The sequence below is a fragment of the Rhizobium sp. PRIMUS64 genome (genome assembly GCF_023006465.1).
Lineage (GTDB): Bacteria > Pseudomonadota > Alphaproteobacteria > Rhizobiales > Rhizobiaceae > Rhizobium > Rhizobium leguminosarum.
The window spans coordinates 1-20,260 of record NZ_JALBGX010000117.1; the positions used below are offsets into that span (position 1 = coordinate 1).

The following is a 20,260-nucleotide window of genomic DNA, read 5'->3' on the forward strand; positions in this document are numbered from 1 at the left end:
AGCGCTGGACGACGAGTTGTTCGTGCGTGTCGGCCGCGGCCTGCAGCCGACGCCGCGCGCTCTTTCCATCGCCCCGGCGATCGAGGATGCGCTGTCGGGCATCGAGCGCGCCATCCGCCCACAGGCCGAATTCGATCCGGCAAGCTGGCAGGGCGAGTTCCGCATCGGCATGTGCGACAATCTTGAATCGGCCTTCTTCGGCCCGCTCGCCGCCCGTCTTCTCCAGCTTTCACCCGGCGCCCGGCTGATCGGCATCGCTTCCGAAAAGCGCGATGCCGCACGCCGGCTGGATGAAGGCGTCTTCGATTTTAGCGTCGCGATGCATGACGAACCCGCCTCCTGGCACATTCGCGCGCCGCTGTTCGACCAAGTCTCGATCTGCATCTACGATGAAGCTCAGCTCGGGCTGAAGGCGCCGTTGAGCCTCAAGGATTTCGCCAATGTCGCGCATGTCACCGTCTCGTTCGAAGGCAACACCTCGACCGGTATCGACATGGCGCTGAACCGCACCGGCGATGTGAGACAGGTGGTGGCGACCGTCCCGCGCTTTTCCGCTCTGCCGATGGTGCTGAAGGCGATGCCCGCCATTGCCACCGTGCCGGAATCGATCGGTCGCTGCATGGCGCAGTTACATGGGCTGATGCTTTGCGAGCCGCCGCTTTCGCTGCCGACCGATCCCGTGACGATGCTTTATCGCCGAGTCGACCAGACGGACGGCCGGGCGCGCTGGTTCCGTCGCCTGTTCATCGATGTAGCCAATAAGGCGCTCGAAGCTTCCGGCTGCTGCGTATCCATTCCGAGAGCCGCTGCCTGACGGTCCGTTATAGCTCGCCTTTGTGGAAATAAGCTTCGAGGCGATAGCCGTCGGGGTCGATGATGAAGGCGGCATAATAGAAGCGCCCGTAATCCGGCCGGATACCCGGTTCACCATTATCCGTGCCGCCAGATGCGACGGCCGCCGCGTGAAAGGCATCGACCGCAGCCTCGTTCGGGGCGACGAAGCAGAAATGCAGCCCGGATCGCATGTCGGCAACAACAGGTTGTTCAACCTGCATCACCCAGAGCCCGACCGTTTCCAGGCCGTAGCCGATCGTGGTGTCGGAATTGGAGAGGCGCTCATATCCGAGCGGCGTTAGCGCCGCATCGTAGAAACGGCGGGCTCTTTCGAGGTCTTTTACGCCGATGGAAATATGATCGAACATGGACTGCGAAACTCCCTATCTTCCGCTAATGACTGCTCACACCCAAGATGGCTCGACGCCAACATCTTTCAACCGCTGTTCTAAAGCATGTCGCGCAAAAGTGTGTGGGATAGGCAGCCCCACGACTGCTGCCGCCTGCGGCAAAGCCTGCGGCCGGACATTGCCGCCTCCGCCCAGGTCTCGTTCTAAACAGCGCCCTCGGCGACGCTTTGCATCTGCTGCAGCTCCGTCACCTCATAGGTCCAGACTCGAAACGCCTTCAGCACATGCGGTCCGAAGGAATTGATGAGCGGTATGTCGGCGGCATCGCGCCCGCGTGCGACGATGATGCGACCGATCCGCGGTGTGTTGTTGCGCGGATCGAATGCATGCCATGCACCGTCAAGGAAGACCTCGATCCAGGCGCTGAAGTCCATCGGATCGACGACGGGAATGCCGATGTCGCCGAGATGGCCATTGATATATCGGGCAGGAATGTTGAGGCAACGGCACAACGCCACCGCGAGATGCGCAAAGTCGCGACAGACGCCGACGCGTTCGTGGAACGCCTCGAAGGCTGTCCGCGTCGATCGCGCCTGCATGTAGTCGAATTGGATATGGCCGTGAACGAAATCGCAGATCGCCTGAACGCGGCCCCAGCCGGGTGAGACGGTGCCGAACATATCCCACGCAATTTGACTGAGACGATCCGTTTCGCAATAGCGGCTGCCCATCAGGTAGACGAGGCAATCATCCGGCAACTCCGAAACCGGGAGTTCCCTGGCGCCTGGCAGCGACCTGTCCGGTTTGCCGTCGTCTTCGATCGTCGCATCGCCCCATATGGTCAGGTCGCCCGCTGGGGCAACCAGCCGAAGACAGCGGTTGCCGAAGAGGTCGCGATAAGTCGAAGTGGGAACATCGGGCGTGGTGAATACCGTTTCCGGAATTCTGATGTCGGCCGCACGATCCTCATGAACCGACAACAGGCATACCAATGCGGTCGGCTGCGGGCAGGTCAACGTCATTTCATAGCCGTAACGGATCAACATGGAGCGTTCTCGCGCGTCCGGATCCGTCTAGCGGAAATCCGCCGCAGTTAGAGTATAGAAGGCGCGGCGGCGGTAGGAATAGGCTTTGTGCGCCACGTCCTGAATGGAGTTGCGCAGGGCGTCGAAGGAGGAAAGCCACCTCGTTTCCGAAGGCTCGGTTCTTTGCAATGAGGCATCGGATTTCGCCAGTGCGCCAATCTCGATGAAGAACAACACCTGGAACATGCCGTCATGGCCGACGAAGCGCACAGCATTTCTCACAGCATCGAAGCTTCGGCTTTGGTTCAGAAAAGCTAGCGCCATGGTTGGACCGGCGGGCTCTTACGAGCACTCCGAGCGGCGCCCGACAGCCTCAACCATTCCTTCCGGTATCCTATGTTGAGGAGATTGAAGGACATCATGTCTTTCCCGGCCTCCGAACGGCCCTTGCCGATCATGGCATGGTCGGCGTGTACGGGAACGCTTGCAGAAACACGATAGACGGTCCACGAACGGGCGGATTCGATCCGGCGGTCGTGTTCGATCTCCATGGAGTAGCGGCCGGGCGCTTCCCATGTGTGGACGGCAAAGGCATTCCGTCTTCGTTCGGCTTCGTCTCCATGGCTGTTCACGATGTCAACCTTTCGTCATTCGGGCCGCGGCCTTGGCCAAACGTCCTCTCGATCAGTGTTGCGCCGCTGCCGGCGGGCGATAGGTTTACCAGTTCCAGGCTATCTTCCGTCGCGACCCGCTCATGACGTTCATCGTCACTACGGATGCGGTATTGCAGCACATTTCCTCTCAGAGGCAGCGTGGCGGTAATGCGGTATGTGGCGGGAAGCTTGGAGGGAACGACCAAGAACCCGTCCTTCACCCGGACAGTCTGCCCCACCTTGAAGATATGTGTTGCTGCCTCGCGCCGGACTGAGCGTCCATTGCGTTGCGGGATGCGCGTAGCGGTCATGACGGTTTGTGGTCCTTTTCGAGCACGGTTTCGAGATCTGACAGGTGGATAGGCATCATCTGCTGCGTCGAACTCTGCGCGGCGATCGCCGGCAGGTGGATGAAGGCGCCGACCCGTCGCCAGGCAAGCCTGGAAACGCTTTCGATCAATTCCTCGTCATAATCGACGCGGTATTCTCCGGCTGGCTGCGCCGCGTCGAAACCGGGCAGGCGGAATGGGGATGAAAAGCGGACGACGGTTTGTGTGGTGCGACTTGTCACTGCTGAGGCCTCCGCAGGAATACACCGATGCGTTTCCTGTATCGTTGAGATCCGAACCGGACGAACTCGAGGCTGCCGGTACATCCGCGGTCAGCGCCAAGCTCATTCCGGATCGGAACAGGCGAACTCAACGCCGGAACGACGTCATGGATCGCTGTCGAGAATTCAGTGGTGATGGCGGGTCGTAGGTCTCTGACACCGCGAAGCCAAGTTGGCCAAATCGACGAAACCTATCATTGCGCCTCTATTGAGTTTAAATCAAGATAAATTCTGATTTATCTATAAAAAACGCCAAATTAACTCTTCGTTCAGGAAAATAAAACGAAGCGCGATGGCGTATAAAATTCTATTCATTTCCTGATTATTACAAAATATCCGGTCGGATTGATTTCCTGAATATCTCGAAAAAATTCCTCCGCGAATAATATTTCTTGGCACTCCTATCAATCGAGTGCCACGAGTGTTATTTATGAGTTGCAGCCGCCATACGCGCCGGCAGCAGAAAGACCTCTATGAAATTCCGTTCACTTCACGACCGCGTCGTCATTCGACGTGCGGAAGGCGATGTCAAATCCAAGGGCGGGATCATCATTCCAGACACCGCCAAGGAGAAGCCGCAGCAAGGCGAAGTGGTCGCAGTCGGCCCGGGCCTTCGCGACAAAAGCGGCAATCTGGTCCCGCTCGATGTCGAGGTCGGTGATCTCATTCTGTTTGGAAAATGGTCGGGGACAGAGGTCACGATCGATGGCGAAACCCTTCTGATCATGAAGGAGACCGACATCATGGGCATCGTCGAAAAGACCGAGGCGGCTGCCGACAAAGCCGCCTGAGAGTCGAATTTGTGACCGCATCTCAAGACTGAACTGGGAAGAAATATCATGTCTGCCAAGGAAATCAGATTCTCCAACGACGCGCGCGACCGCCTGCTGCGCGGCGTCGAATTGCTCAACAACGCCGTCAAGGTGACGCTTGGCCCGAAGGGTCGCAACGTCGTCATTGACAAGGCCTATGGCGCACCGCGCATTACCAAGGACGGCGTCAGCGTCGCCAAGGAGATCGAGCTCGCGGACAAGTTCGAGAACATGGGCGCGCAAATGGTGCGCGAGGTGGCTTCGAAGACCAATGATCTTGCCGGCGACGGCACGACCACGGCAACTGTTCTCGCCGCATCCATCTTCCGCGAAGGCGCAAAGCTCGTCGCTGCCGGCATGAACCCTATGGATCTCCGGCGCGGCATCGATCTCGGCGTTACCGCCGTCGTCAAGGAAATCAAGGCGAGGGCGATGAAGGTCAAATCGTCAAGCGAGATCGCCCAGGTCGGCACCATTGCCGCCAATGGCGACGCCGCCATCGGCGAGATGATCGCCAAGGCGATGGACAAGGTCGGCAATGAGGGCGTCATAACAGTCGAAGAGGCGCGAACTGCCGAGACCGAACTCGACGTCGTCGAGGGTATGCAGTTCGACCGCGGCTATCTCTCACCCTATTTCGTCACCAATGCCGAGAAGATGCGCGTGGAACTGGAGGATCCCTATATCCTCGTTCACGAGAAGAAACTCGGCAGTCTGCAGGCGATGCTGCCGATTCTGGAAGCCGTCGTACAGACCGGCAAACCGCTGCTCCTCATCTCGGAGGACGTCGAAGGCGAGGCGCTGGCGACGCTTGTTGTCAACAAGCTGCGCGGCGGCCTTAAGGTCGCAGCCGTCAAGGCGCCGGGCTTCGGCGATCGCCGTAAGGCCATGCTGGAAGACATTGCAGTGCTCACATCAGGCCAGATGATTTCCGAGGATCTCGGCATCAAGCTCGACAACGTCACGCTCGATATGCTCGGCCACGCCAAGCGCGTGCTGATCGACAAGGAATCCACCACGATCATCGACGGCTCCGGCGAGAAAGCGGCCATCCAGGCTCGTATCCAGCAGATCAAGGCGCAGATCGAGGAGACTACCTCCGATTACGACAAGGAAAAGCTGCAGGAACGCCTGGCGAAACTCGCCGGCGGCGTCGCGGTCATCCGCGTCGGCGGCGCGACCGAGACGGAGGTCAAGGAAAAGAAGGACCGCATCGACGATGCGCTGAACGCCACCCGTGCGGCGGTCGAAGAGGGCATCGTGCCCGGCGGCGGCGTGGCACTGTTGCGCGCCAAGTCGGCGCTCACGGGCCTGACCGGGGAGAACGCCGACGTGACGGCGGGCATCTCGATCGTGCTCAGGGCGCTCGAAGCGCCGATCCGGCAGATCGCCGACAATGCCGGGTTCGAGGGCTCCATCGTCGTTGGAAAACTCGCGGGCAGCAATAACCACAATCAGGGCTTCGACGCACAGACGGAGACCTATGTCGATATGATCGAGGCCGGCATCGTCGATCCCGCCAAGGTCGTGCGCACCGCTCTGCAGGACGCCGGCTCGATTGCGGCGCTTCTGATCACCGCCGAGGTGATGATCGCTGACATTCCCGCAAGAGACTCCGCCCCTTCAGCCGGAAATGGCGGCATGGGCGATATGGGATACTGAGAACAGCCTGAACCGTCCGGCGTGGCCGGACGGCGCAACCCGAACAATAGACAGGGAGAATTCCAATGTCCGTTCACAGCAGCAGCAAGACATCGATCACCCAGCGTTTCGACAGTTACCAGCCATCCAAGACGCTTCTCGTCTGGGCCTGCGTCGTCACGGCAATCGCCACGATGATTATCGGCTTCAGCTGGGGAGGTTGGGTAACAGGCGGCACGTCAAGCAAAGCGGCAGCCGCCGCCGGCGACGTTGCACGCGGAGAACTGGCGTCCGCCATTTGCGTCGAACGGTTCAATGCGGCGCCGGATGCGGGCGCTAAACTGATCGAGTTCAAAGCGATTACCGAAGGCTACAAGCAGCGTCAGTTTGTCGAGGCCGGCGGTTGGGCGACCATGCCTGGGCAGACCTCACCCGACAGCCGAAGTGTTCAGGCCTGCGCCACCGCGCTTGCCATCTGACACCATTTTTCAGAGCGCTCCAATATGTGTGCGGAGCGCTTCCACTCTCAAGGCAGGAAATGACCAATGATCCGTTTTGTGAAAAAGAGCGACCCGCAGCCACCCGCAGACGACGCCGGCGACAACCGCTTCCAGAAAATCCGCGAGGCAGCTGCCGACGAGCATAAGAAAGCCGCCAACGACAGCACGCGACGCCGCCCGCCGCAGGCAACGGAAGATGACGATCCGCTTATCTGAGAGGGTATGGAAAGGCGTCTTTGAACAGGTCTCCAGCGCAGCCGTGTAAGCCGGCATATGGCGCGATCTGAGGGCAGGGACGTACCAGGGCGCTCCTTGAAGACCTAGCGATAATCCAGCCAGATCCCGCCAGCGTCGGCGGAACGCACGCAGTTTTCCACCCAGCGTACCCCTTCCAATCCGGCATCGACATCGGGAAAGACGAGGTCTTCGATCCCGGCAGGGGCGAGGCCGCGCTCTCTGTTGATGGCAAAGCCGAAGCGGCGATAGAGGTTCGCCCAGGCTTCGAAGAGACCTTCCGGGTGACCGCCGCCGATCCGGTCGTCGATCCTGGCCTCGGGATAGAGATAGTCCATGCCGCGCTCGAGGATGCGAGCCGGTTCGCCCTGGATCTCGTAAGACAGCTGGTTCGGCCGCTCGTCCCACCATTCGATACTGGCCTTCGAGCCGACGATGCGGATCTTCTGGCCGTGCATGGAGCCGGCATTGACGGCGCTCGACCAGATGGTGGCGATCGCGCCATTGTCATATTCCATCAGGGTCACCGCATTGTCTTCCAGCGGCGCTCGGCTTTTGACGAAGCTCTGGCGGGTGCAGAGCAGACGCCGGATCTTCAGGTGCGGCAGGATGACCTTGGCGATGTAAAGCGGGTGGGTCCCGACATCGCCGAGGACATAGCTGGGGCCTGCGAATTTCGGATCGACGCGCCAGCGCGTCGAGGGGTTCTGCTCCTCCACCGCAGCGCTATGGAAGCCATGGGCGAATTGCAGGTTGACGATGCGAATCTCGCCGAGATCACCATTCCTGACCATGGCGCGCGCCTGCTCGATCATCTGGTGGCCGGCATAGCCGTAGGTCACGCCGACGATACGGCCGCGCGCCTGGGAAAGCGTCTTCAGTTCTTCGGCCTCGGCGATCGTGAAGCAAAGCGGCTTTTCGCAGATCACATGCAGATCATGTTCGAGTGCTGCCTTGCAGATCGCGAAATGGGTGTTGTTGGGTGTCGCGATCGACACGGCCTCGATGCCGTCGGCCCGCCCGGCTTCGGCTGCAAACATAGTCGCATAGTCCCGGTAGCTCCTGGCTTCGTCGAGCCCGAGATCGAGGCCGAAGGCGCGGCCGCGTTCGGGATCGATATCGAAGGCACCCGCCACAAGGACAAAGACGTCGTCGCGATGCGCCGCCGAGCGATGAATATAGCCGATCTGGCTGCCTTTGCCGCCGCCGACCATGCCCCAGCGGATCGGCTTTTTCCTGTTATTCGTCATAGTTTTTTCCCTAGCAATTCCAGCAAAAGTGCGCAGCGGTTTTGCGTCCGGAATTGCGCAAAACAGAGATGGAGCGTTTCCGTGTTTCGAAGAAAAACGGAAATGCTCTAGAACCCGACCGACCTGAGGTAATCGCGGCTTTGCTTCACATCTTCGAGGCTGCCGGCGACATTGAGCGGATCGCGCTCCTGCTCGACGGTGATGAAGCCGTGATAGCCGATCTCCTCGAGCGTCCGCTTGACGGCGGGATAATCGATGACCCCGCGGCCGATCGGGCACATGACGCCCTGTCCGCAGGCCTCGAAGAAGCGGATCCTTTCACCCAGCACACGGTCGAAGACGCCCTGGTCGATATCCTTGAAGTGGACGTAGTCCAGCCTGTCGGCATAGCGGCGAAGCATCTCGACCGGATCCATGCCGGCATAATAGCTATGGCCGGTGTCGAGGCAGAAGCCGGCGATCTCCTGCGGAATGTCACCTGCCACCCGCTCGATTTCATCGGCAAATTCGATATAGCCGCCCGCATGCGGGTGGATGACCGCGCGCACGCCGTATTTCCGCCGAGCGAGTTCGGCGATCGCCGTGATGTTGGCGACCATCCCGGCCCAGGCCTTGTCATCGAGACGCGGCGCACGATCGGAATGGCCGGCAGCATAGTCCCGTTCGTCGTGCCCCCAGTCCATGACCGTGAGATAGGGCGTCTTGAACCGCTGGCCCGCCACCTGTTCCGGCTGCGGCAGCCTGGTGATAACGGCGCAGATTTCGTCCGTCTGCCGCAGCAATGTCTCCCGATTTTCAGGAGAGACCAGATCGTCGAAGATCGTGCCGGCGACGATGAAGAGATTGCGCTCGGTGAGCGCCTTTGCGACGAGCGCATCATCGAGCGGCACGTAACCATAGGGCCCGAGTTCAAGGCCGCCATAGCCGGCTGCCGCCGCCTCGTCGAAGACGCGTTCCCAGGAGGGAAGGTTTGGATTGTTGACGTCATCAACGCCCCAGCAGCAGGGGGCTGTCGTAATCGTGATGGTCACGGTTTTATTCCTGATAGTGGGTGCCGGGGCGGATGTTGGCGATCAGCCAAGTTTCCCGGGCCAGTATTTGTCGACATATTTTTGAATTTCGGAGCGCATGAAGCGCCCGGAATCGTCGGCGCGCTCCTCCCAGCCGAAGACGCAGGCGGTGATGATGCCGTCGAACCCGACTGCGGCGAGCGAGGAGAAGAAGACATCCCAATTGATCTCGCCCTGGTACATATCCATGTGCTGATGGATGGTGACCTTCGCGCCCGGCGGATTGATGATGTAGCGCAGCCCGGATGACGCCTTGTGATTATAGGTATCGGCCACATGCACATGGGCGATCAGCGGGCCGGCATCGCGGATCATCCGCGCCATATCGTCACCGAAATAAAAGGTATGCGGCGCGCAGTAGAGGAATTTGACGTTCTTCGAGCCGATGGTCTTCAGCATGTCGATCGCCGGATGCAGCGTTTCGCACCAGTCTTCCGGATGCGGTTCCATGTTGAGCGTGACGCCCTCGCGCTCGAACACCGGAACGAGCTCTTCTATCGAGCGCCACCAGGCAGCCTCGCTGTGCTCGTGGGTATGCATGCCGCCGCAGCAGCTGGCGCGGTGGCTGCGATCCGGCGACGGGCCGCGGCCGAATTCCGAGTTCATCGTATCGCAGCCCATTTCGGCGGCGATCGCGATCGCTTCCTTCCAGTAGCGCACTGCGGCCTGCCGCTCATCCTCATGCGGGCTCGCCCAGCGATACATCGGCAGGATCGAGGCGAGCTGGACGCCGTGATCCTTCAGGGCCGCCTTGAATTCCGCAATGCGTTCCTTGTGTGCCCGCGGGCGCACCCACCAGGGCAGAAAATCGTCGCGCGGTGAAAGCTCGATATGCTCATAGCCGAGCTCCGCCGCCTTGCGGCAGAGGTCGCGCAGGTTGAGGTGACGGTGCATATGCGGGTCGAGTGCGATCTTCATCTGGCTCCTCCGTCATCCCCGGCCGCTTCGCGCCGGCGGATGATCCTTGATCTCGTTTTGGACCGACCGGTGCTCCTCCCGGATTGCCAGCACGATACTGCTGCGGCACCCCGATACTCCAATGCTTCCTTGATCAAATTTGATCATTGACGCCAGAGCATGCCGATGCTCTGCTGTGTCAGCTTTGGGAGTGAGTGAGCCCTGATGAAGGTGACTTTGAAGGATGTCGCACGGCACGCCGGCGTTGGCACCGCGACCGTGGAGCGCGTCCTTAACGGCCGCGGCGGCGTGCGGCCGGAGACGGTGGAGAAAGTCTTCCTGGCGGCAAGACGGCTTGAATACCGGCAAAGCCTGCCGGTCGCCCATCGCGGCCTGATCCGGATAGAGGTGATCCTGGTTCGCCCGGAGACCAGCTTCTATTCGCGTTTGAACCGGGCGTTCGAGCGCATCGCCGCCTCGCTCGACGATAGCATCACCGTTCACCGCACCTTCGTCCGCGAGAACGAGCCGGCGCAATTCGCCCGCTATATCGCCAACCCGACGGCACGCCGGTCGGCGCTGATCGTGGTTGCGCCCGACCATGCCGATGTCGTCACCAGCGTGCGGAAGGCGGCCGGTCTCGGCATCCCCGTCGTTCAGATCATGACCCGTCCGGCCCCCGAACTGCCCTATGTCGGCATCGACAATTATGCTGCCGGACGCACCGCGGCTCACTACATGTCGGGCATGCTGGCGCAGCGCCCCGGTTCGTTCGTCGCTCTCTGCCACAGCGGCGCCTATGAGAACCATAAGGAGCGGATCCGCGGCTTCTCCAACTATCTCTCCGAGAATGGTTCAAACGAACATCGTTTCATCGAGGTCATGTTCGACCTTGATGATGAGCACAACGCTATGGAGCTGCTGCAAGCGGCACTCCGGCGGGAGCCCGGCATCATCGGCGTCTATAGTGCCGGCGGCGACAACAAGGGTGTTGCCAGGGTGCTCGAGGCAAACAAGGCTAGGCGGCCGTTCTGGGTCGGCCACGAATTGACGGAGCAGACGCAGGACTATCTCAGTCGTGGCATCATGTCGATCGTGCTCGACCAGGCGCCGGAGGTCCAGGCAAGGCGATCGATAGACCTTGCCCTGAGCAGGCTCGGTCTCATCGAGGTGGAGGTCAGCGCCGAGCCGGTGCGCTTCCTGACGATCACATCGGAAAATCTCTGAGGCGGGATAAGGATGCCCGGACAATCCGCTCGAATGAGCGCCAGCGGCTTTCACGACGCTGGACGCAGCCTTACTGCAGCTGCGGCTTTCTGAGAAAGCTGTTGCGGTCGGCGGATTTGATGCGCAGCCAGGCTTCCCGGCCGTTCCTGAGAATCCGCATGGGGATTTCGGCGCCGGCCGGGCCGCTGCTCCAGAGCTTGCGGTAGAAATCGGCCAGGCCATCGACCTCTTCGTCGCGGATCTCCGAAATGATATCGCCCTGACGCAGGCCCGCCTGGGCCGCCGGACCGCCTTCGGCCACGCTCATGACCACCACGCCGCCATTGCTCTCGGCAGAGAAGGCGCCGAGCCAAGGCCGCGGCGGCTTGTTGACCTGGCCGCGGTTCAAGAGATCGTCAAGGATTGGCGGCAAAAGGTCTATCGGCACGACCATGTTGATATCGGCAACCTCGTCGCCATCGCTCATCTGCAGGCGAAGCGAACCGATGCCGAGAAGCTTGCCGTCCGAACCGATCAGCGCCGCGCCGCCCCATGAGGGATGGGCTGGTGCCGTGAAAATCGCCTCGTCCAGCAGATATTCCCAATAGCCGGCGAATTCCTGCCGGGCGACGATATTTGCCTCGACGAATTCTCCGATGCCATCGGCAAGCACGACGGGATCGCCGGGCTTGGCTGTCGCCGCGTCACCGAGATCCACCGCCGGGGCATTCAGGGCCCCGAGCGCCTGGACCAGGCCGAAGCCGCTTTCCTGATCATAGGCAAGCGCATGCGCGGGAACCACGCGCCCGTCATGGGTCGTCAGCCAGACCTCTTCGGCCTCGGTGATGAGATAACCGATGGTCAGCACCAGCCCGTTGTCGCGAATAACCACGCCGCTGCCTTCCCGGACAGTGCCGAGCGTCTCCGCCGTGAAGGCATCTTCCGGAATGGACGAACGGACGGCCACGACTGACCGCAAAATCGGATCGATATTCATGCTTTCATCCCGATGGGCGCCGGCGCGAAAGGCCGAAATCCGGCGCATTCCACCCTGAATAAGTAAGAAGATGGATGGGCGGAGGCAAGGCTGTGGCGGAGGGAATTTCCGCCGCCGCATTTGATGATGCGCTGGAAACGTGGAAATATCGAAGCGGCTATCGGTGCGGGGAACCGTCGATTCCGTAAGGGAATGCGCAACGCATTCAATCCGCGATCAAATCGGTTGGAATCTGCGATTTTCGTAAAATCTCACACGGCGCAACGCTGCGTCATTCCATCGACCATCCTCTTCAAACTTGTGGGTATGATATTTTTTGATGACAGTGGCACTGTGCAACAATATACGGTCAATCCTATCAGGAATCAGACTGACACGGATCACGACATGAAAGACTGGCATCCCGATCTCAGCCGCAGCAGCAGCCCCCGTTATATGGCGATCGCCGATGTGATCGAAATGGATCTGCGCAGCGGGCACCTGGTGGTTGGGGACCGGCTGCCGCCGCAACGTGAACTCGCCAAGCGGCTGAATGTCGATTTCACGACGGTAGCCAGAGGTTATGTCGAGGCGCAGAAGCGCGGGCTTGTGGATTCGCATGTCGGCCGAGGCACTTTCGTCACCGGTGGTGCGGACAAGGAGCGCCAGGGCTTCGCACCCGACGCCGCGCCCGATCCCCGCCGCGCCTCCGTCGTCGATTTCTCGATGAACATGCCGCCGGAACCGGATGATCCGGAACTGATCGCCCGCATGCGCGAGGGCATGTCGGCAGTGGTGGCGAGCCTCATTCCGCTGCTGCGCTACCAGGGTTTCGGCGGCTCCAGCATGGACAAGGAGGCTGCAGCCTCCTGGCTCAGCCGTCGCGGGCTGGTGCCCTCGCAGGAGCGGATCTTCGTCACACCAGGCGCCCATCCGGCCCTGCTGGCGATCTTTGGCCTGCTGGCAAAACCGGGCGAGACCGTGCTTTCGGAAGTCATCACCTATCCCGGTATGCGCTCGATCGCCGCCCAGCTGCGGCTCAATCTGACCGGCCTGCCGATGGACGAGGACGGTATCTTGCCGGACGCCTTTGCAGACGCCTGTGAGAGATTGAAACCGAAAGCGCTCTATCTCAATCCGACGCTGCAGAACCCGACGACGCTGACCATCCCGGCCAGGCGCCGCGAGGAGATCTGCGCCGTTGCCCGCAAATATCACGTGCCGATCGTCGAAGACGATGCCTACGGCTTTATTCCGCAGCAGGGCCCGGCGCCGCTCGCCGCCATGGCGCCCGATCTGACCTGGCATATCGGCGGGCTGGCGAAATGCATCGGCGCGGGTCTGCGCCTTGCCTATGTCGTGGCGCCGGACAGCAAGGCCGTGTGGCCCTTCGTCAGCGCCATGCGCGCCAACAATGTCATGGCCTCGCCATTGACCGTGGCGCTCGCCACCCGCTGGATCGAGGACGGCACCGCCGATACGATCCTGCGTTTCATCCGTGCTGAGGCGGCCGCCCGCCAGCAAATGGTTGCTGCCATCCTGCCGGCCGGCAGCTACCGCGCCGATCCGATCAGCTTCAACATCTGGCTGCCGCTCTCCAATGGCTGGACCCGCTCCACCTTCGGCAGCCATACTCGTTCTTCCGGCATCGGCGTCGTCGCAAGCGATGCCTTCACGGTCGAGGGCGTCGCACCCGAGGCCGTACGCGTCTGCCTTGGCGGACCGATCACCCGGGAGAAACTGCAGGGCGCACTGGAATTCATGGCCCATGCGCTGGAAGGCCCACCGGAAATGGCGGCGTCGTTCTTCTGACGCAGAATTCCGCCACGGGCTGGCACTGACGAAATCCGGAAGCAGTCGGGAATCAGATCGGCCGCACCCTAAGCTGTCCGGGGATGGCGAAGCATATCCGTCACGTTCACGTTTGAACTGCCCAGGCTGCCAAGCCTGGCTGCAGCCCCAAATGCTGCTTCAGAAATCTGCAGTCAGCTTTGCTGCCGGCCTGCGCTGGGAGTTCTGCGGCATTCTGGCGAATTGACTGGTAATTTCTTTCCAATGTAATTATATTGGATGCATTCATTTAAGACATTGAGTGCATCAATGTCCGCGGCACAGGAAAGCGAGATCGTCATGGATACGGAATATCCCCCACTTCCTCCGATACAGACCGGCATCAGGGGGCGCTGCCCGCGCTGCGGCCAGGGTCATATGTTCAAGGGCTTCCTGACACTGCAGCCGGAATGCGAGGTCTGCGGCCTCGACTATTCCTTCGCCGATCCTGCCGACGGTCCGGCCTTCTTCGTCATCTGCTTCGCCTGCATACCGAGCGTGCTGCTCGGCGTCTGGCTGGAGGTGGCCTTTTCGGCGCCGATCTGGGTGCAGCTTCTGGTCACCGGCCCCTTCATGCTCGCCACCTGCATTCCGCCGCTGCGGCCGCTGAAGGGCTGGCTGGTCGCCAGCCAGTATTTCTACAAGGCGGAAGAGGGCAAGCTCGCCTAAAGCAACTGTGCAGCGGTGTTGCGAAAACGACATGCGTCAAAACAAAGACCGAAAGCCTGAGGGGCGAATCTGAAAGATCGAGACGCGCTTTAGGGCCTGTTGAGCGTCGCGCGCAGGCGCGGCGTTGCGAAATCGAGCAGCGCCCGCAGCTTCAGCGGCACCAGTCCCTGCGCGGGATAGACGAGATGCACCGGCGCCGGCGGTGGTTCGAAATCGGCAAGCAGCGGCACCAGCAGGCCGGCGCTCTCGGCGCGTGCGGCCTGGTAGGAGAGCACGCGGGTGATGCCGAGGCCGGCAACAGCTGCGTCTACCGCCGCCTCGGCGGTGTTGACGGCAAGCCGCGAGCGGATCGGTACTGTGAGATCGCGTTTGCTCTCGGTGAATGTCCAGCTCAGCATCGAGGCCATGCCCTCGAAGGTGACGCAGTCATGCGCGGCGAGATCGCCTGGATGCCGAGGGAGGGCGTGCCGCTTGAGATAATCGGGGCTGGCATAGACCGTGCGGCGGATCGCGCCGAGCCTTGTGGCGATCAGGTTGCTGTCCGGCAGGTTGCCGATCCTAAGCGCCACGTCGATATGATCCTCGACGAGGTTCGACAGTCGGTCGCCAAGCATCAGCCGCAGATTGATATCGGGATAGGCTTTCAGGAAATCCACCACGACAGGTAAGACATGCAGCCGACCGAAGACGATCGGCGCGGTCATCGTCAGTTCGCCCTTTGGCGCACTATATTCGCCGGCCGCCGTCCGTTCCGCCTCTTCCACCCGATCGAGAATTTCCCGCGCCGCCTCGACATAGGAGCGGCCGGCCTCCGTCAGCGTGATCTTCCGGTTGCTCCGTTGCAGCAGTTGGGCGTTGAGATGTGCTTCCAGTTCCGAAACCTTGCGGCTGACGGTTGCGAGCGGGGATCGCAGATGCCGTGAGGCGGCCGAGAGGCTGCCCTGTTCGACAACGGCAAGAAGCACGGTCATGGCGTCGAGACGGTCCATTCTATCCTTCCATGAATTGGTAACATGCCTTCCAGATTAGCATTCTACTGCAGTCTGGTGGAAGGCAGTAAATTACGCCGCAGATGGTTCGAAGCGGCCATCGCCAACCGCGTCCCGTCGATCGAAAGACCAGAGGAACCATCATGAAACTCTACCATCATCCGCTCTCCGGTCATGCACACCGGGCTCATCTGTTCCTATCGCTGCTTGGCGTGCCCTATGAACTGGTCGAGGTCGACCTGGCAGCCGGCGCTCACAAGGCGCCGGACTTTCTGAAGCTCAATCCCTTTGGCCAGGTGCCGGTCCTCGACGACAATGGGGTCGTCATCGCCGATTCCTCTGCCATCCTCGTCTATCTCGCGCGCAAATACGGCCGCACCGACTGGCTGCCGGAAGAAGCGGTGGCAGCGGCCCGGATACAGAAGTGGCTCTCAGTTGCTGCGGGCGAGATCGCCTACGGACCCTGTGCTGCGCGCCTGGTTACCGTCTTCGGCGCCGATTTTCGCACCGACGAGGTAATCGCCCGGGCGCACCGCATTCTCGCACTGGTCGAGGCGGAACTGGGCGCTCGCCGCTTTCTGCTCGGCGACAATGCGACGATCGCCGATATTGCACTCTACAGCTACATCGCCAATGCGCCGGAGGGCAATGTCGACACCTCGGCCTATCAGGCGGTGCGCGCCTGGCTTGCGCGTATCGAGGCGCTGCCGGGCTTCGTCGGTTTTCGCAGGACGAAAATCGGCCTTGCCGCATGAGAAACCGCCGGGACGGATTACCGTCCCGCTTTCCCCAACGATACCTGCAAGGAGATCGAGATGCTGGAGCAGACAGAACAGGACGCGCCGTCACCCTGGCATGAGGGCGAACTCGCCATCCAGCGCAGCGTCGGTGTCGTCGAACGCATGGACGGGCCGGGACGGAATTTCGTCCGCAAGGCCATGCCGGAACAGCACCGCGCCTTTTTTCCGATGCTGCCTTTCGTCGTGCTCGGCGCCGTCGATGCCAAGGGTGATGTCTGGGCAACGGTAAGGGCTGAGCGACCGGGCTTCATGGCCTCGCCTGAGCCGGAGATCCTTGAGGTCGGCCTGCCGCGCGACCCGGCCGATCCTGCCGATGCCGGCATGGAGGATGGCGACGCGATCGCCATGCTTGGCATCCAGCTCGAGACCCGGCGGCGTAACCGCCTGAACGGCGTGATCCGCAGGACGGACGCTAAAGGTTTTGACGTTCGCGTCGGCCAGAGCTTCGGCAATTGCCCGCAATATATCCAGCCTCGCTCTGCCGCCTTTATCCGCGATCCCGATATGCCGACGGCGACGCAACCGCTTCATTCCGGTCAACTCGACGATCGGGCGCTGGGGATAGTCGAGGGCGCCGATACGTTTTTCGTCGCCTCCTACGTCGACCGCGACAATGGCGAGCGGCAGGTGGACGTGTCCCATCGCGGCGGCAATGCCGGCTTCGTGCGTGTCGGCGCCGACAGCGTGCTGACCATTCCCGATTTTGCCGGCAATCGGTTCTTCAACACGCTTGGCAATATCCTCGTCAATTCGAAGGCGGGGTTGGTCTTCGTCGATTTCGAAACCGGCGATATGCTGCAGATGACGGGAAATGCCGAAGTGCTGCTGGATTCGCCCGATATCGCCACCTTTCAGGGAGCAGAACGGCTATGGCGTTTCACGCCGGAAGAGATCGTGCTTCGCCCGGATGCTCTGCCGTTGCGGTGGCGGAAGGAGAGCGTGGATCTGCTGCGCCGTTCCCGCGGGTGAGGGTGCCCCTTGGCTGCCTCTCGATCCCGGGCGAACATCGCTTCGAAGCGGCTTGCCAATGATTGTACCAATCAGTACAGTGATAACCGTTCAGTACAGGAGTGATCATGTCCAGCCTTGTCCCGCCCTTCACCCTTGAAACCGCCACCCAGAAAGTCCGCCTTGCCGAGGATGGCTGGAACAGCCGCGATCCCGAGCGCGTCTCGCTCGTCTATACGCCGGACAGCCGCTGGCGGAATCGCGCCGAATTCATCACCGGCCGCGCCGAAATCGTCGCTTTCCTCACCCGCAAATGGGCCAAGGAGCTGGATTACCGGCTGATCAAGGAGATCTGGGCCTTCACCGACAATCGCATCGCCGTGCGCTTCGCCTATGAATGGCATGATGACAGCGGCAACTGGTTCCGCTCCTATGGCAACGAGAACTGGGAGTTCGACGCCGCCGGCTTGATGCAGCGCCGCTTCGCCTGCATCAACGACCTGCCGATCCGGGAATCGGAGCGCAAGTACCACTGGCCGCTCGGCCGGCGGCCGGACGACCATCCCGGTCTGACCGAACTCGGTCTCTGATCAAGCCAAGGGAAGTTCGCGGGTGAAAACTGTCTACGAACGCGCCGACGTCGTCCCGCTGCTCGCCGAAATCTTCCGCGAGCTCGGCTATGAAGGCACGTCGCTCAGCCGTATCACCGAACGCACCGGCATCGGCAAGGGCAGCCTTTACCACTTCTTCCCCGGCGGCAAGGAGGAGATGGCGGGTGCCGTACTCGCCGATGTCGATGGCTGGTTCGAACAAGCGATCTATCAACCGTTGAGAAATGGGGATGCCCGTGAGGCGATCGCGGCGATGTGGACGCATGTGAACGACTACTTCCGCTCCGGCCGCCGCATCTGCCTGGTCGGTGCCTTTGCGCTTGACGAGACCCGCGAGCGGTTTTCGGCAGCGATCGGCGACTATTTCAGCCGCTGGATCGAAGCCTTGCGTTCGGCGCTGATGCGGGCAGGCTGCCCGGAGGAGGAGGCGCAAATGCTCGCCGAGGAGAGCGTCTCCGGTATTCAGGGTGCGCTGGTGCTGTCGCGTGCGCTGGACGATAGGATGGTTTTCACCCGATCGTTGGACACGCTGGCGAAACGGCTCGGTGCTGTGATGCGATGAGAGGGCAAACCGCTGGGACGTCTACTGCCCTGTGAAAATTCACCCGGCCACGATCGACTGGCCGGGGCATTGATCGGGCGCTGGGCAGCGCTCGAGCTTACATTGGTACCGCTTTGCGTATATTTCAGCGTTGTTGTTGAGGCTGCTGGGCCGGGCGCGTATTTTCCCGTTCAGGGCGAATCTGGCGCCATTCGTTTTCCATCTGGTCGACGACATGCTGGGGAATGGTGGTTTGGGTATTGGCCGGCGTCTGCATCGGAAGTCTCCTCTGTTCGTAGTAAGGCTTCGGGGCAGTGAGATGCATTGCACAAGACAAAAGGCGTGTAAATCAGTGGCTTAAACACTTTAAACGATTAAATCGAATTTAATCGATTAAGACGGTTTTAACCATGATATTCGAGGGAAGCGCGGAATGGTTGTCCACATGGACCGGACATTCTTTTTCGATACGGTACGGCACCAGCTCTTCAAAGGAAACCTGACTCAGCCTCAGGTAGTGGGCATCACAGCGATTCTCGACGCCTGGGAAGAGCGGTTTGCTGGAGCCGACCGGCGGTGGCTCGCCTATATCCTCGCAACCGCTTACCATGAGACCGCCTACACGATGCAGCCGGTGCGGGAGACGCTGGCGGAAAGCGATGCGCGCGCGGTCGAGATCCTGGAGACGGCCTTCGCGGCAGGCCGGCTCTCCTGGGTGAAGACACCCTACTGGCGGCCGGACGAGGATGGCTGCAGCTGGCTCGGCCGCGGCCTGGTGCAGCTCACCCATAAGCGGAACTATGAGGCGATGAGCGTGCTGACCGGGATCGACCTCGTTGCCGATCCCGACCGGGCGATGGAGATGGATGCGGCGGTGACGATCCTAATCGAAGGTATGCTGCAGGGCAGTTTTACCGGCCACAAGCTCGCCGATCATCTGAACGCGACGACCGCGGATTGGGTGAATGCCCGCCGCATCGTCAATGGCACCGACCGGGCGGAAAAGCTGGCAAGCTACGCCATGGCCTTCGATGCGGCGATACGTCCCGATGCTGCGCATGGCATGCTCGCGCGGTTGAAGGCCTGGGGCTCGCGTGTTATCGCCCGGCTGAGACTCTGAAATCTGACAGGAGCTTCCGCGTGATCCGTCATATCGTCTTCTTCACTGTGCAGGAGGAACATCTGCAGGAGGTGAGGGCCGGGCTTTCTATACTGACCGACATCCCGCATGCGCGGCTGTTGGAAATCGGCACCAATGTGAAGACCGATCAGCTGGGCACAGAGATCGATCTCGTGGTCTATGGCGAGTTCGACGATGAGGCGGCCCTTGCCGCCTATAAGGCGCATCCCGATTACCAGCTCTCGATCGACCGCGTGCGGCCGCTCCGCGAAAAGCGCATCGCCGCCGACTACGACAGTCGCACGGCGGTGACGCGGCCGCTCTGACGCCTGCAGGCATCCGGCTGCCGAGCCGCATTCCGTTGAAATTTCAAATGGATGAATGATTGTCCGGATTCGGTTCGTTGCGAAGCTGACTCAACTTCTGAGTCCTCCGACTCAACTTTCGAAAAAGCGGCGGCAAGCGATTCAAAAGATTCGTCAAAAGCGGCTTCTGGTTCATGGTCTGGCTGCAGCAGCGGTTGCGGCGCATGGACGGAAAGCCGCTCTCGCCCATGCTGAGATGATAATCAAGAAACCTTAAGAATGGCTGACTCTGATGCGCGGGCGCCGCGCACCAGCGCCATCAGCATTAGCACGAAGGCCAGCGACAAGGCTGCGAGAACGGCGCAGGCGGCGAGCGCCGGGCCGGTGCC

At 61.1% G+C, this 20,260-nt stretch carries 26 protein-coding genes and 1 pseudogene; 14 read left to right on the forward strand and 13 right to left on the reverse strand.

Going from position 1 to position 20,260, the window contains the following annotated elements; translation table 11 throughout:
• Nucleotides 1-814: LysR substrate-binding domain-containing protein (locus MOV76_RS30680; protein ID WP_247265942.1), on the forward strand; the 814-nt coding region annotated here is incomplete at its 5' end.
• Between the two features lie 7 nt (nucleotides 815-821).
• Here the strand turns inward: MOV76_RS30680 and MOV76_RS30685 are convergent.
• From MOV76_RS30685 to MOV76_RS30710, 6 genes are all read right to left on the reverse strand, one after another.
• Nucleotides 822-1,202: a VOC family protein gene (locus MOV76_RS30685; RefSeq protein ID WP_112906371.1), complete on the reverse strand. Its 381-nt coding sequence runs from the start codon at nucleotides 1,200-1,202 to the stop codon at nucleotides 822-824.
• Nucleotides 1,203-1,387: 185 nt separating this feature from the next.
• The gene (locus tag MOV76_RS30690; RefSeq protein ID WP_028733886.1) at nucleotides 1,388-2,230 is read right to left on the reverse strand and encodes a transglutaminase family protein; all 843 of its coding nucleotides are present in this window, start codon (nucleotides 2,228-2,230) and stop codon (nucleotides 1,388-1,390) included.
• A 27-nt stretch (nucleotides 2,231-2,257) separates the two neighbouring features.
• Nucleotides 2,258-2,533: a DUF1488 domain-containing protein gene (locus MOV76_RS30695; RefSeq protein WP_247265943.1), complete on the reverse strand. Its 276-nt coding sequence runs from the start codon at nucleotides 2,531-2,533 to the stop codon at nucleotides 2,258-2,260.
• Complete coding sequence (locus MOV76_RS30700) at nucleotides 2,524-2,841, reverse strand: hypothetical protein (protein ID WP_112906374.1); 318 nt, start codon at nucleotides 2,839-2,841, stop codon at nucleotides 2,524-2,526. Before MOV76_RS30700 ends, MOV76_RS30695 begins: the two co-directional genes overlap by 10 nt.
• Nucleotides 2,838-3,173, reverse strand: coding sequence for a hypothetical protein (locus MOV76_RS30705; protein WP_247265944.1), 336 nt, complete (start codon nucleotides 3,171-3,173; stop codon nucleotides 2,838-2,840). Before MOV76_RS30705 ends, MOV76_RS30700 begins: the two co-directional genes overlap by 4 nt.
• On the reverse strand, nucleotides 3,170-3,433 hold the full coding sequence (locus MOV76_RS30710; RefSeq protein ID WP_112906375.1) for a hypothetical protein: 264 nt from the start codon (nucleotides 3,431-3,433) through the stop codon (nucleotides 3,170-3,172). Before MOV76_RS30710 ends, MOV76_RS30705 begins: the two co-directional genes overlap by 4 nt.
• A 512-nt stretch (nucleotides 3,434-3,945) precedes the next feature.
• Between MOV76_RS30710 and groES the strand changes: the two genes are divergently transcribed.
• From groES to MOV76_RS30730, 4 genes are all read left to right on the forward strand, one after another.
• A complete protein-coding gene (groES, locus tag MOV76_RS30715) occupies nucleotides 3,946-4,263 on the forward strand; it encodes a co-chaperone GroES (protein ID WP_003557889.1) in 318 nt (105 codons plus the stop codon).
• 48 nt (nucleotides 4,264-4,311) lie between these two features.
• Nucleotides 4,312-5,946: a chaperonin GroEL gene (gene groL, locus MOV76_RS30720; protein WP_247265945.1), complete on the forward strand. Its 1,635-nt coding sequence runs from the start codon at nucleotides 4,312-4,314 to the stop codon at nucleotides 5,944-5,946.
• Nucleotides 5,947-6,011: 65 nt separating this feature from the next.
• Complete coding sequence (locus MOV76_RS30725) at nucleotides 6,012-6,404, forward strand: hypothetical protein (protein WP_247265946.1); 393 nt, start codon at nucleotides 6,012-6,014, stop codon at nucleotides 6,402-6,404.
• A gap of 66 nt (nucleotides 6,405-6,470) precedes the next feature.
• A complete protein-coding gene (locus MOV76_RS30730) occupies nucleotides 6,471-6,641 on the forward strand; it encodes a hypothetical protein (protein WP_165403082.1) in 171 nt (56 codons plus the stop codon).
• A gap of 104 nt (nucleotides 6,642-6,745) precedes the next feature.
• Here MOV76_RS30730 and MOV76_RS30735 read toward each other — a convergent pair whose 3' ends face one another.
• From MOV76_RS30735 to MOV76_RS30745, 3 genes are all read right to left on the reverse strand, one after another.
• Nucleotides 6,746-7,909, reverse strand: coding sequence for a Gfo/Idh/MocA family protein (locus tag MOV76_RS30735; protein WP_247265947.1), 1,164 nt, complete (start codon nucleotides 7,907-7,909; stop codon nucleotides 6,746-6,748).
• Nucleotides 7,910-8,016: 107 nt separating this feature from the next.
• On the reverse strand, nucleotides 8,017-8,940 hold the full coding sequence (locus tag MOV76_RS30740) for a TIM barrel protein (RefSeq protein WP_247265948.1): 924 nt from the start codon (nucleotides 8,938-8,940) through the stop codon (nucleotides 8,017-8,019).
• A 42-nt stretch (nucleotides 8,941-8,982) separates the two neighbouring features.
• Nucleotides 8,983-9,897 (reverse strand): sugar phosphate isomerase/epimerase, encoded by a 915-nt coding sequence (locus tag MOV76_RS30745; protein ID WP_047619719.1) that lies wholly within the window; start codon nucleotides 9,895-9,897, stop codon nucleotides 8,983-8,985.
• A gap of 204 nt (nucleotides 9,898-10,101) precedes the next feature.
• Between MOV76_RS30745 and MOV76_RS30750 the strand changes: the two genes are divergently transcribed.
• Nucleotides 10,102-11,103: a LacI family DNA-binding transcriptional regulator gene (locus tag MOV76_RS30750; RefSeq protein WP_247265949.1), complete on the forward strand. Its 1,002-nt coding sequence runs from the start codon at nucleotides 10,102-10,104 to the stop codon at nucleotides 11,101-11,103.
• 70 nt (nucleotides 11,104-11,173) lie between these two features.
• Here MOV76_RS30750 and MOV76_RS30755 read toward each other — a convergent pair whose 3' ends face one another.
• Nucleotides 11,174-12,079: a S1C family serine protease gene (locus MOV76_RS30755; protein WP_018241295.1), complete on the reverse strand. Its 906-nt coding sequence runs from the start codon at nucleotides 12,077-12,079 to the stop codon at nucleotides 11,174-11,176.
• 387 nt (nucleotides 12,080-12,466) lie between these two features.
• On the opposite strand from MOV76_RS30755, the gene MOV76_RS30760 reads away from it, so the two are divergent.
• Both MOV76_RS30760 and MOV76_RS30765 read left to right on the forward strand, forming a co-directional pair.
• Nucleotides 12,467-13,870 carry a PLP-dependent aminotransferase family protein gene (locus MOV76_RS30760; RefSeq protein WP_026188325.1) on the forward strand — a complete coding sequence of 468 codons (1,404 nt, stop codon included), beginning with the start codon at nucleotides 12,467-12,469 and terminating at the stop codon, nucleotides 13,868-13,870.
• A 318-nt stretch (nucleotides 13,871-14,188) separates the two neighbouring features.
• Complete coding sequence (locus MOV76_RS30765; RefSeq protein WP_017990843.1) at nucleotides 14,189-14,557, forward strand: DUF983 domain-containing protein; 369 nt, start codon at nucleotides 14,189-14,191, stop codon at nucleotides 14,555-14,557.
• A gap of 89 nt (nucleotides 14,558-14,646) precedes the next feature.
• On the opposite strand, the gene MOV76_RS30770 is transcribed toward MOV76_RS30765, so the two are convergent.
• Entirely contained in the window at nucleotides 14,647-15,546 is a 900-nt protein-coding gene (locus MOV76_RS30770; protein WP_131702261.1) for a LysR family transcriptional regulator, read from the reverse strand.
• A 143-nt stretch (nucleotides 15,547-15,689) separates the two neighbouring features.
• Between MOV76_RS30770 and MOV76_RS30775 the strand changes: the two genes are divergently transcribed.
• From MOV76_RS30775 to MOV76_RS30790, 4 genes are all read left to right on the forward strand, one after another.
• Entirely contained in the window at nucleotides 15,690-16,301 is a 612-nt protein-coding gene (locus tag MOV76_RS30775; protein ID WP_131702262.1) for a glutathione S-transferase family protein, read from the forward strand.
• 60 nt (nucleotides 16,302-16,361) lie between these two features.
• Nucleotides 16,362-17,315 (forward strand): pyridoxamine 5'-phosphate oxidase family protein, encoded by a 954-nt coding sequence (locus tag MOV76_RS30780; RefSeq protein WP_222283949.1) that lies wholly within the window; start codon nucleotides 16,362-16,364, stop codon nucleotides 17,313-17,315.
• A gap of 107 nt (nucleotides 17,316-17,422) precedes the next feature.
• Nucleotides 17,423-17,884 (forward strand): nuclear transport factor 2 family protein, encoded by a 462-nt coding sequence (locus MOV76_RS30785; RefSeq protein WP_112906387.1) that lies wholly within the window; start codon nucleotides 17,423-17,425, stop codon nucleotides 17,882-17,884.
• A gap of 22 nt (nucleotides 17,885-17,906) precedes the next feature.
• The gene (locus tag MOV76_RS30790; RefSeq protein WP_247265950.1) at nucleotides 17,907-18,467 is read left to right on the forward strand and encodes a TetR/AcrR family transcriptional regulator; all 561 of its coding nucleotides are present in this window, start codon (nucleotides 17,907-17,909) and stop codon (nucleotides 18,465-18,467) included.
• A 124-nt stretch (nucleotides 18,468-18,591) separates the two neighbouring features.
• Here the strand turns inward: MOV76_RS30790 and MOV76_RS39895 are convergent, their stop codons facing one another.
• A complete protein-coding gene (locus tag MOV76_RS39895) occupies nucleotides 18,592-18,723 on the reverse strand; it encodes a hypothetical protein (protein WP_018241303.1) in 132 nt (43 codons plus the stop codon).
• A gap of 156 nt (nucleotides 18,724-18,879) precedes the next feature.
• Here MOV76_RS39895 and MOV76_RS30795 point away from each other — a divergent pair, with 156 nt between their 5' ends.
• Entirely contained in the window at nucleotides 18,880-19,566 is a 687-nt protein-coding gene (locus MOV76_RS30795; protein WP_247265951.1) for a hypothetical protein, read from the forward strand.
• A gap of 20 nt (nucleotides 19,567-19,586) precedes the next feature.
• On the forward strand, nucleotides 19,587-19,892 hold the full coding sequence (locus MOV76_RS30800; protein WP_247265952.1) for a Dabb family protein: 306 nt from the start codon (nucleotides 19,587-19,589) through the stop codon (nucleotides 19,890-19,892).
• A 242-nt stretch (nucleotides 19,893-20,134) separates the two neighbouring features.
• On the opposite strand, the pseudogene MOV76_RS30805 reads toward MOV76_RS30800, so the two are convergent.
• Nucleotides 20,135-20,260 (reverse strand): annotated as a pseudogene (locus MOV76_RS30805) (MFS transporter); the annotation flags it as partial.

What these genes read in the sequence shown, in the direction of transcription:
- MOV76_RS30685 (WP_112906371.1), bottom strand. Translation starts at nt 1,202, where the DNA reads ATGTTCGATCATATTTCCATCGGCGTAAAAGACCTCGAAAGAGCCCGC.
- MOV76_RS30690 (WP_028733886.1), bottom strand. Translation starts at nt 2,230, where the DNA reads ATGTTGATCCGTTACGGCTATGAAATGACGTTGACCTGCCCGCAGCCG.
- MOV76_RS30695 (WP_247265943.1), bottom strand. Translation starts at nt 2,533, where the DNA reads ATGGCGCTAGCTTTTCTGAACCAAAGCCGAAGCTTCGATGCTGTGAGA.
- MOV76_RS30705 (WP_247265944.1), bottom strand. Translation starts at nt 3,173, where the DNA reads ATGACCGCTACGCGCATCCCGCAACGCAATGGACGCTCAGTCCGGCGC.
- groES (WP_003557889.1), top strand. Translation starts at nt 3,946, where the DNA reads ATGAAATTCCGTTCACTTCACGACCGCGTCGTCATTCGACGTGCGGAA.
- groL (WP_247265945.1), top strand. Translation starts at nt 4,312, where the DNA reads ATGTCTGCCAAGGAAATCAGATTCTCCAACGACGCGCGCGACCGCCTG.
- MOV76_RS30725 (WP_247265946.1), top strand. Translation starts at nt 6,012, where the DNA reads ATGTCCGTTCACAGCAGCAGCAAGACATCGATCACCCAGCGTTTCGAC.
- MOV76_RS30730 (WP_165403082.1), top strand. Translation starts at nt 6,471, where the DNA reads ATGATCCGTTTTGTGAAAAAGAGCGACCCGCAGCCACCCGCAGACGAC.
- MOV76_RS30735 (WP_247265947.1), bottom strand. Translation starts at nt 7,909, where the DNA reads ATGACGAATAACAGGAAAAAGCCGATCCGCTGGGGCATGGTCGGCGGC.
- MOV76_RS30745 (WP_047619719.1), bottom strand. Translation starts at nt 9,897, where the DNA reads ATGAAGATCGCACTCGACCCGCATATGCACCGTCACCTCAACCTGCGC.
- MOV76_RS30750 (WP_247265949.1), top strand. Translation starts at nt 10,102, where the DNA reads ATGAAGGTGACTTTGAAGGATGTCGCACGGCACGCCGGCGTTGGCACC.
- MOV76_RS30755 (WP_018241295.1), bottom strand. Translation starts at nt 12,079, where the DNA reads ATGAATATCGATCCGATTTTGCGGTCAGTCGTGGCCGTCCGTTCGTCC.
- MOV76_RS30760 (WP_026188325.1), top strand. Translation starts at nt 12,467, where the DNA reads ATGAAAGACTGGCATCCCGATCTCAGCCGCAGCAGCAGCCCCCGTTAT.
- MOV76_RS30765 (WP_017990843.1), top strand. Translation starts at nt 14,189, where the DNA reads ATGGATACGGAATATCCCCCACTTCCTCCGATACAGACCGGCATCAGG.
- MOV76_RS30770 (WP_131702261.1), bottom strand. Translation starts at nt 15,546, where the DNA reads ATGGACCGTCTCGACGCCATGACCGTGCTTCTTGCCGTTGTCGAACAG.
- MOV76_RS30775 (WP_131702262.1), top strand. Translation starts at nt 15,690, where the DNA reads ATGAAACTCTACCATCATCCGCTCTCCGGTCATGCACACCGGGCTCAT.
- MOV76_RS30780 (WP_222283949.1), top strand. Translation starts at nt 16,362, where the DNA reads ATGCTGGAGCAGACAGAACAGGACGCGCCGTCACCCTGGCATGAGGGC.
- MOV76_RS30785 (WP_112906387.1), top strand. Translation starts at nt 17,423, where the DNA reads ATGTCCAGCCTTGTCCCGCCCTTCACCCTTGAAACCGCCACCCAGAAA.
- MOV76_RS39895 (WP_018241303.1), bottom strand. Translation starts at nt 18,723, where the DNA reads ATGCAGACGCCGGCCAATACCCAAACCACCATTCCCCAGCATGTCGTC.
- MOV76_RS30795 (WP_247265951.1), top strand. Translation starts at nt 18,880, where the DNA reads ATGGTTGTCCACATGGACCGGACATTCTTTTTCGATACGGTACGGCAC.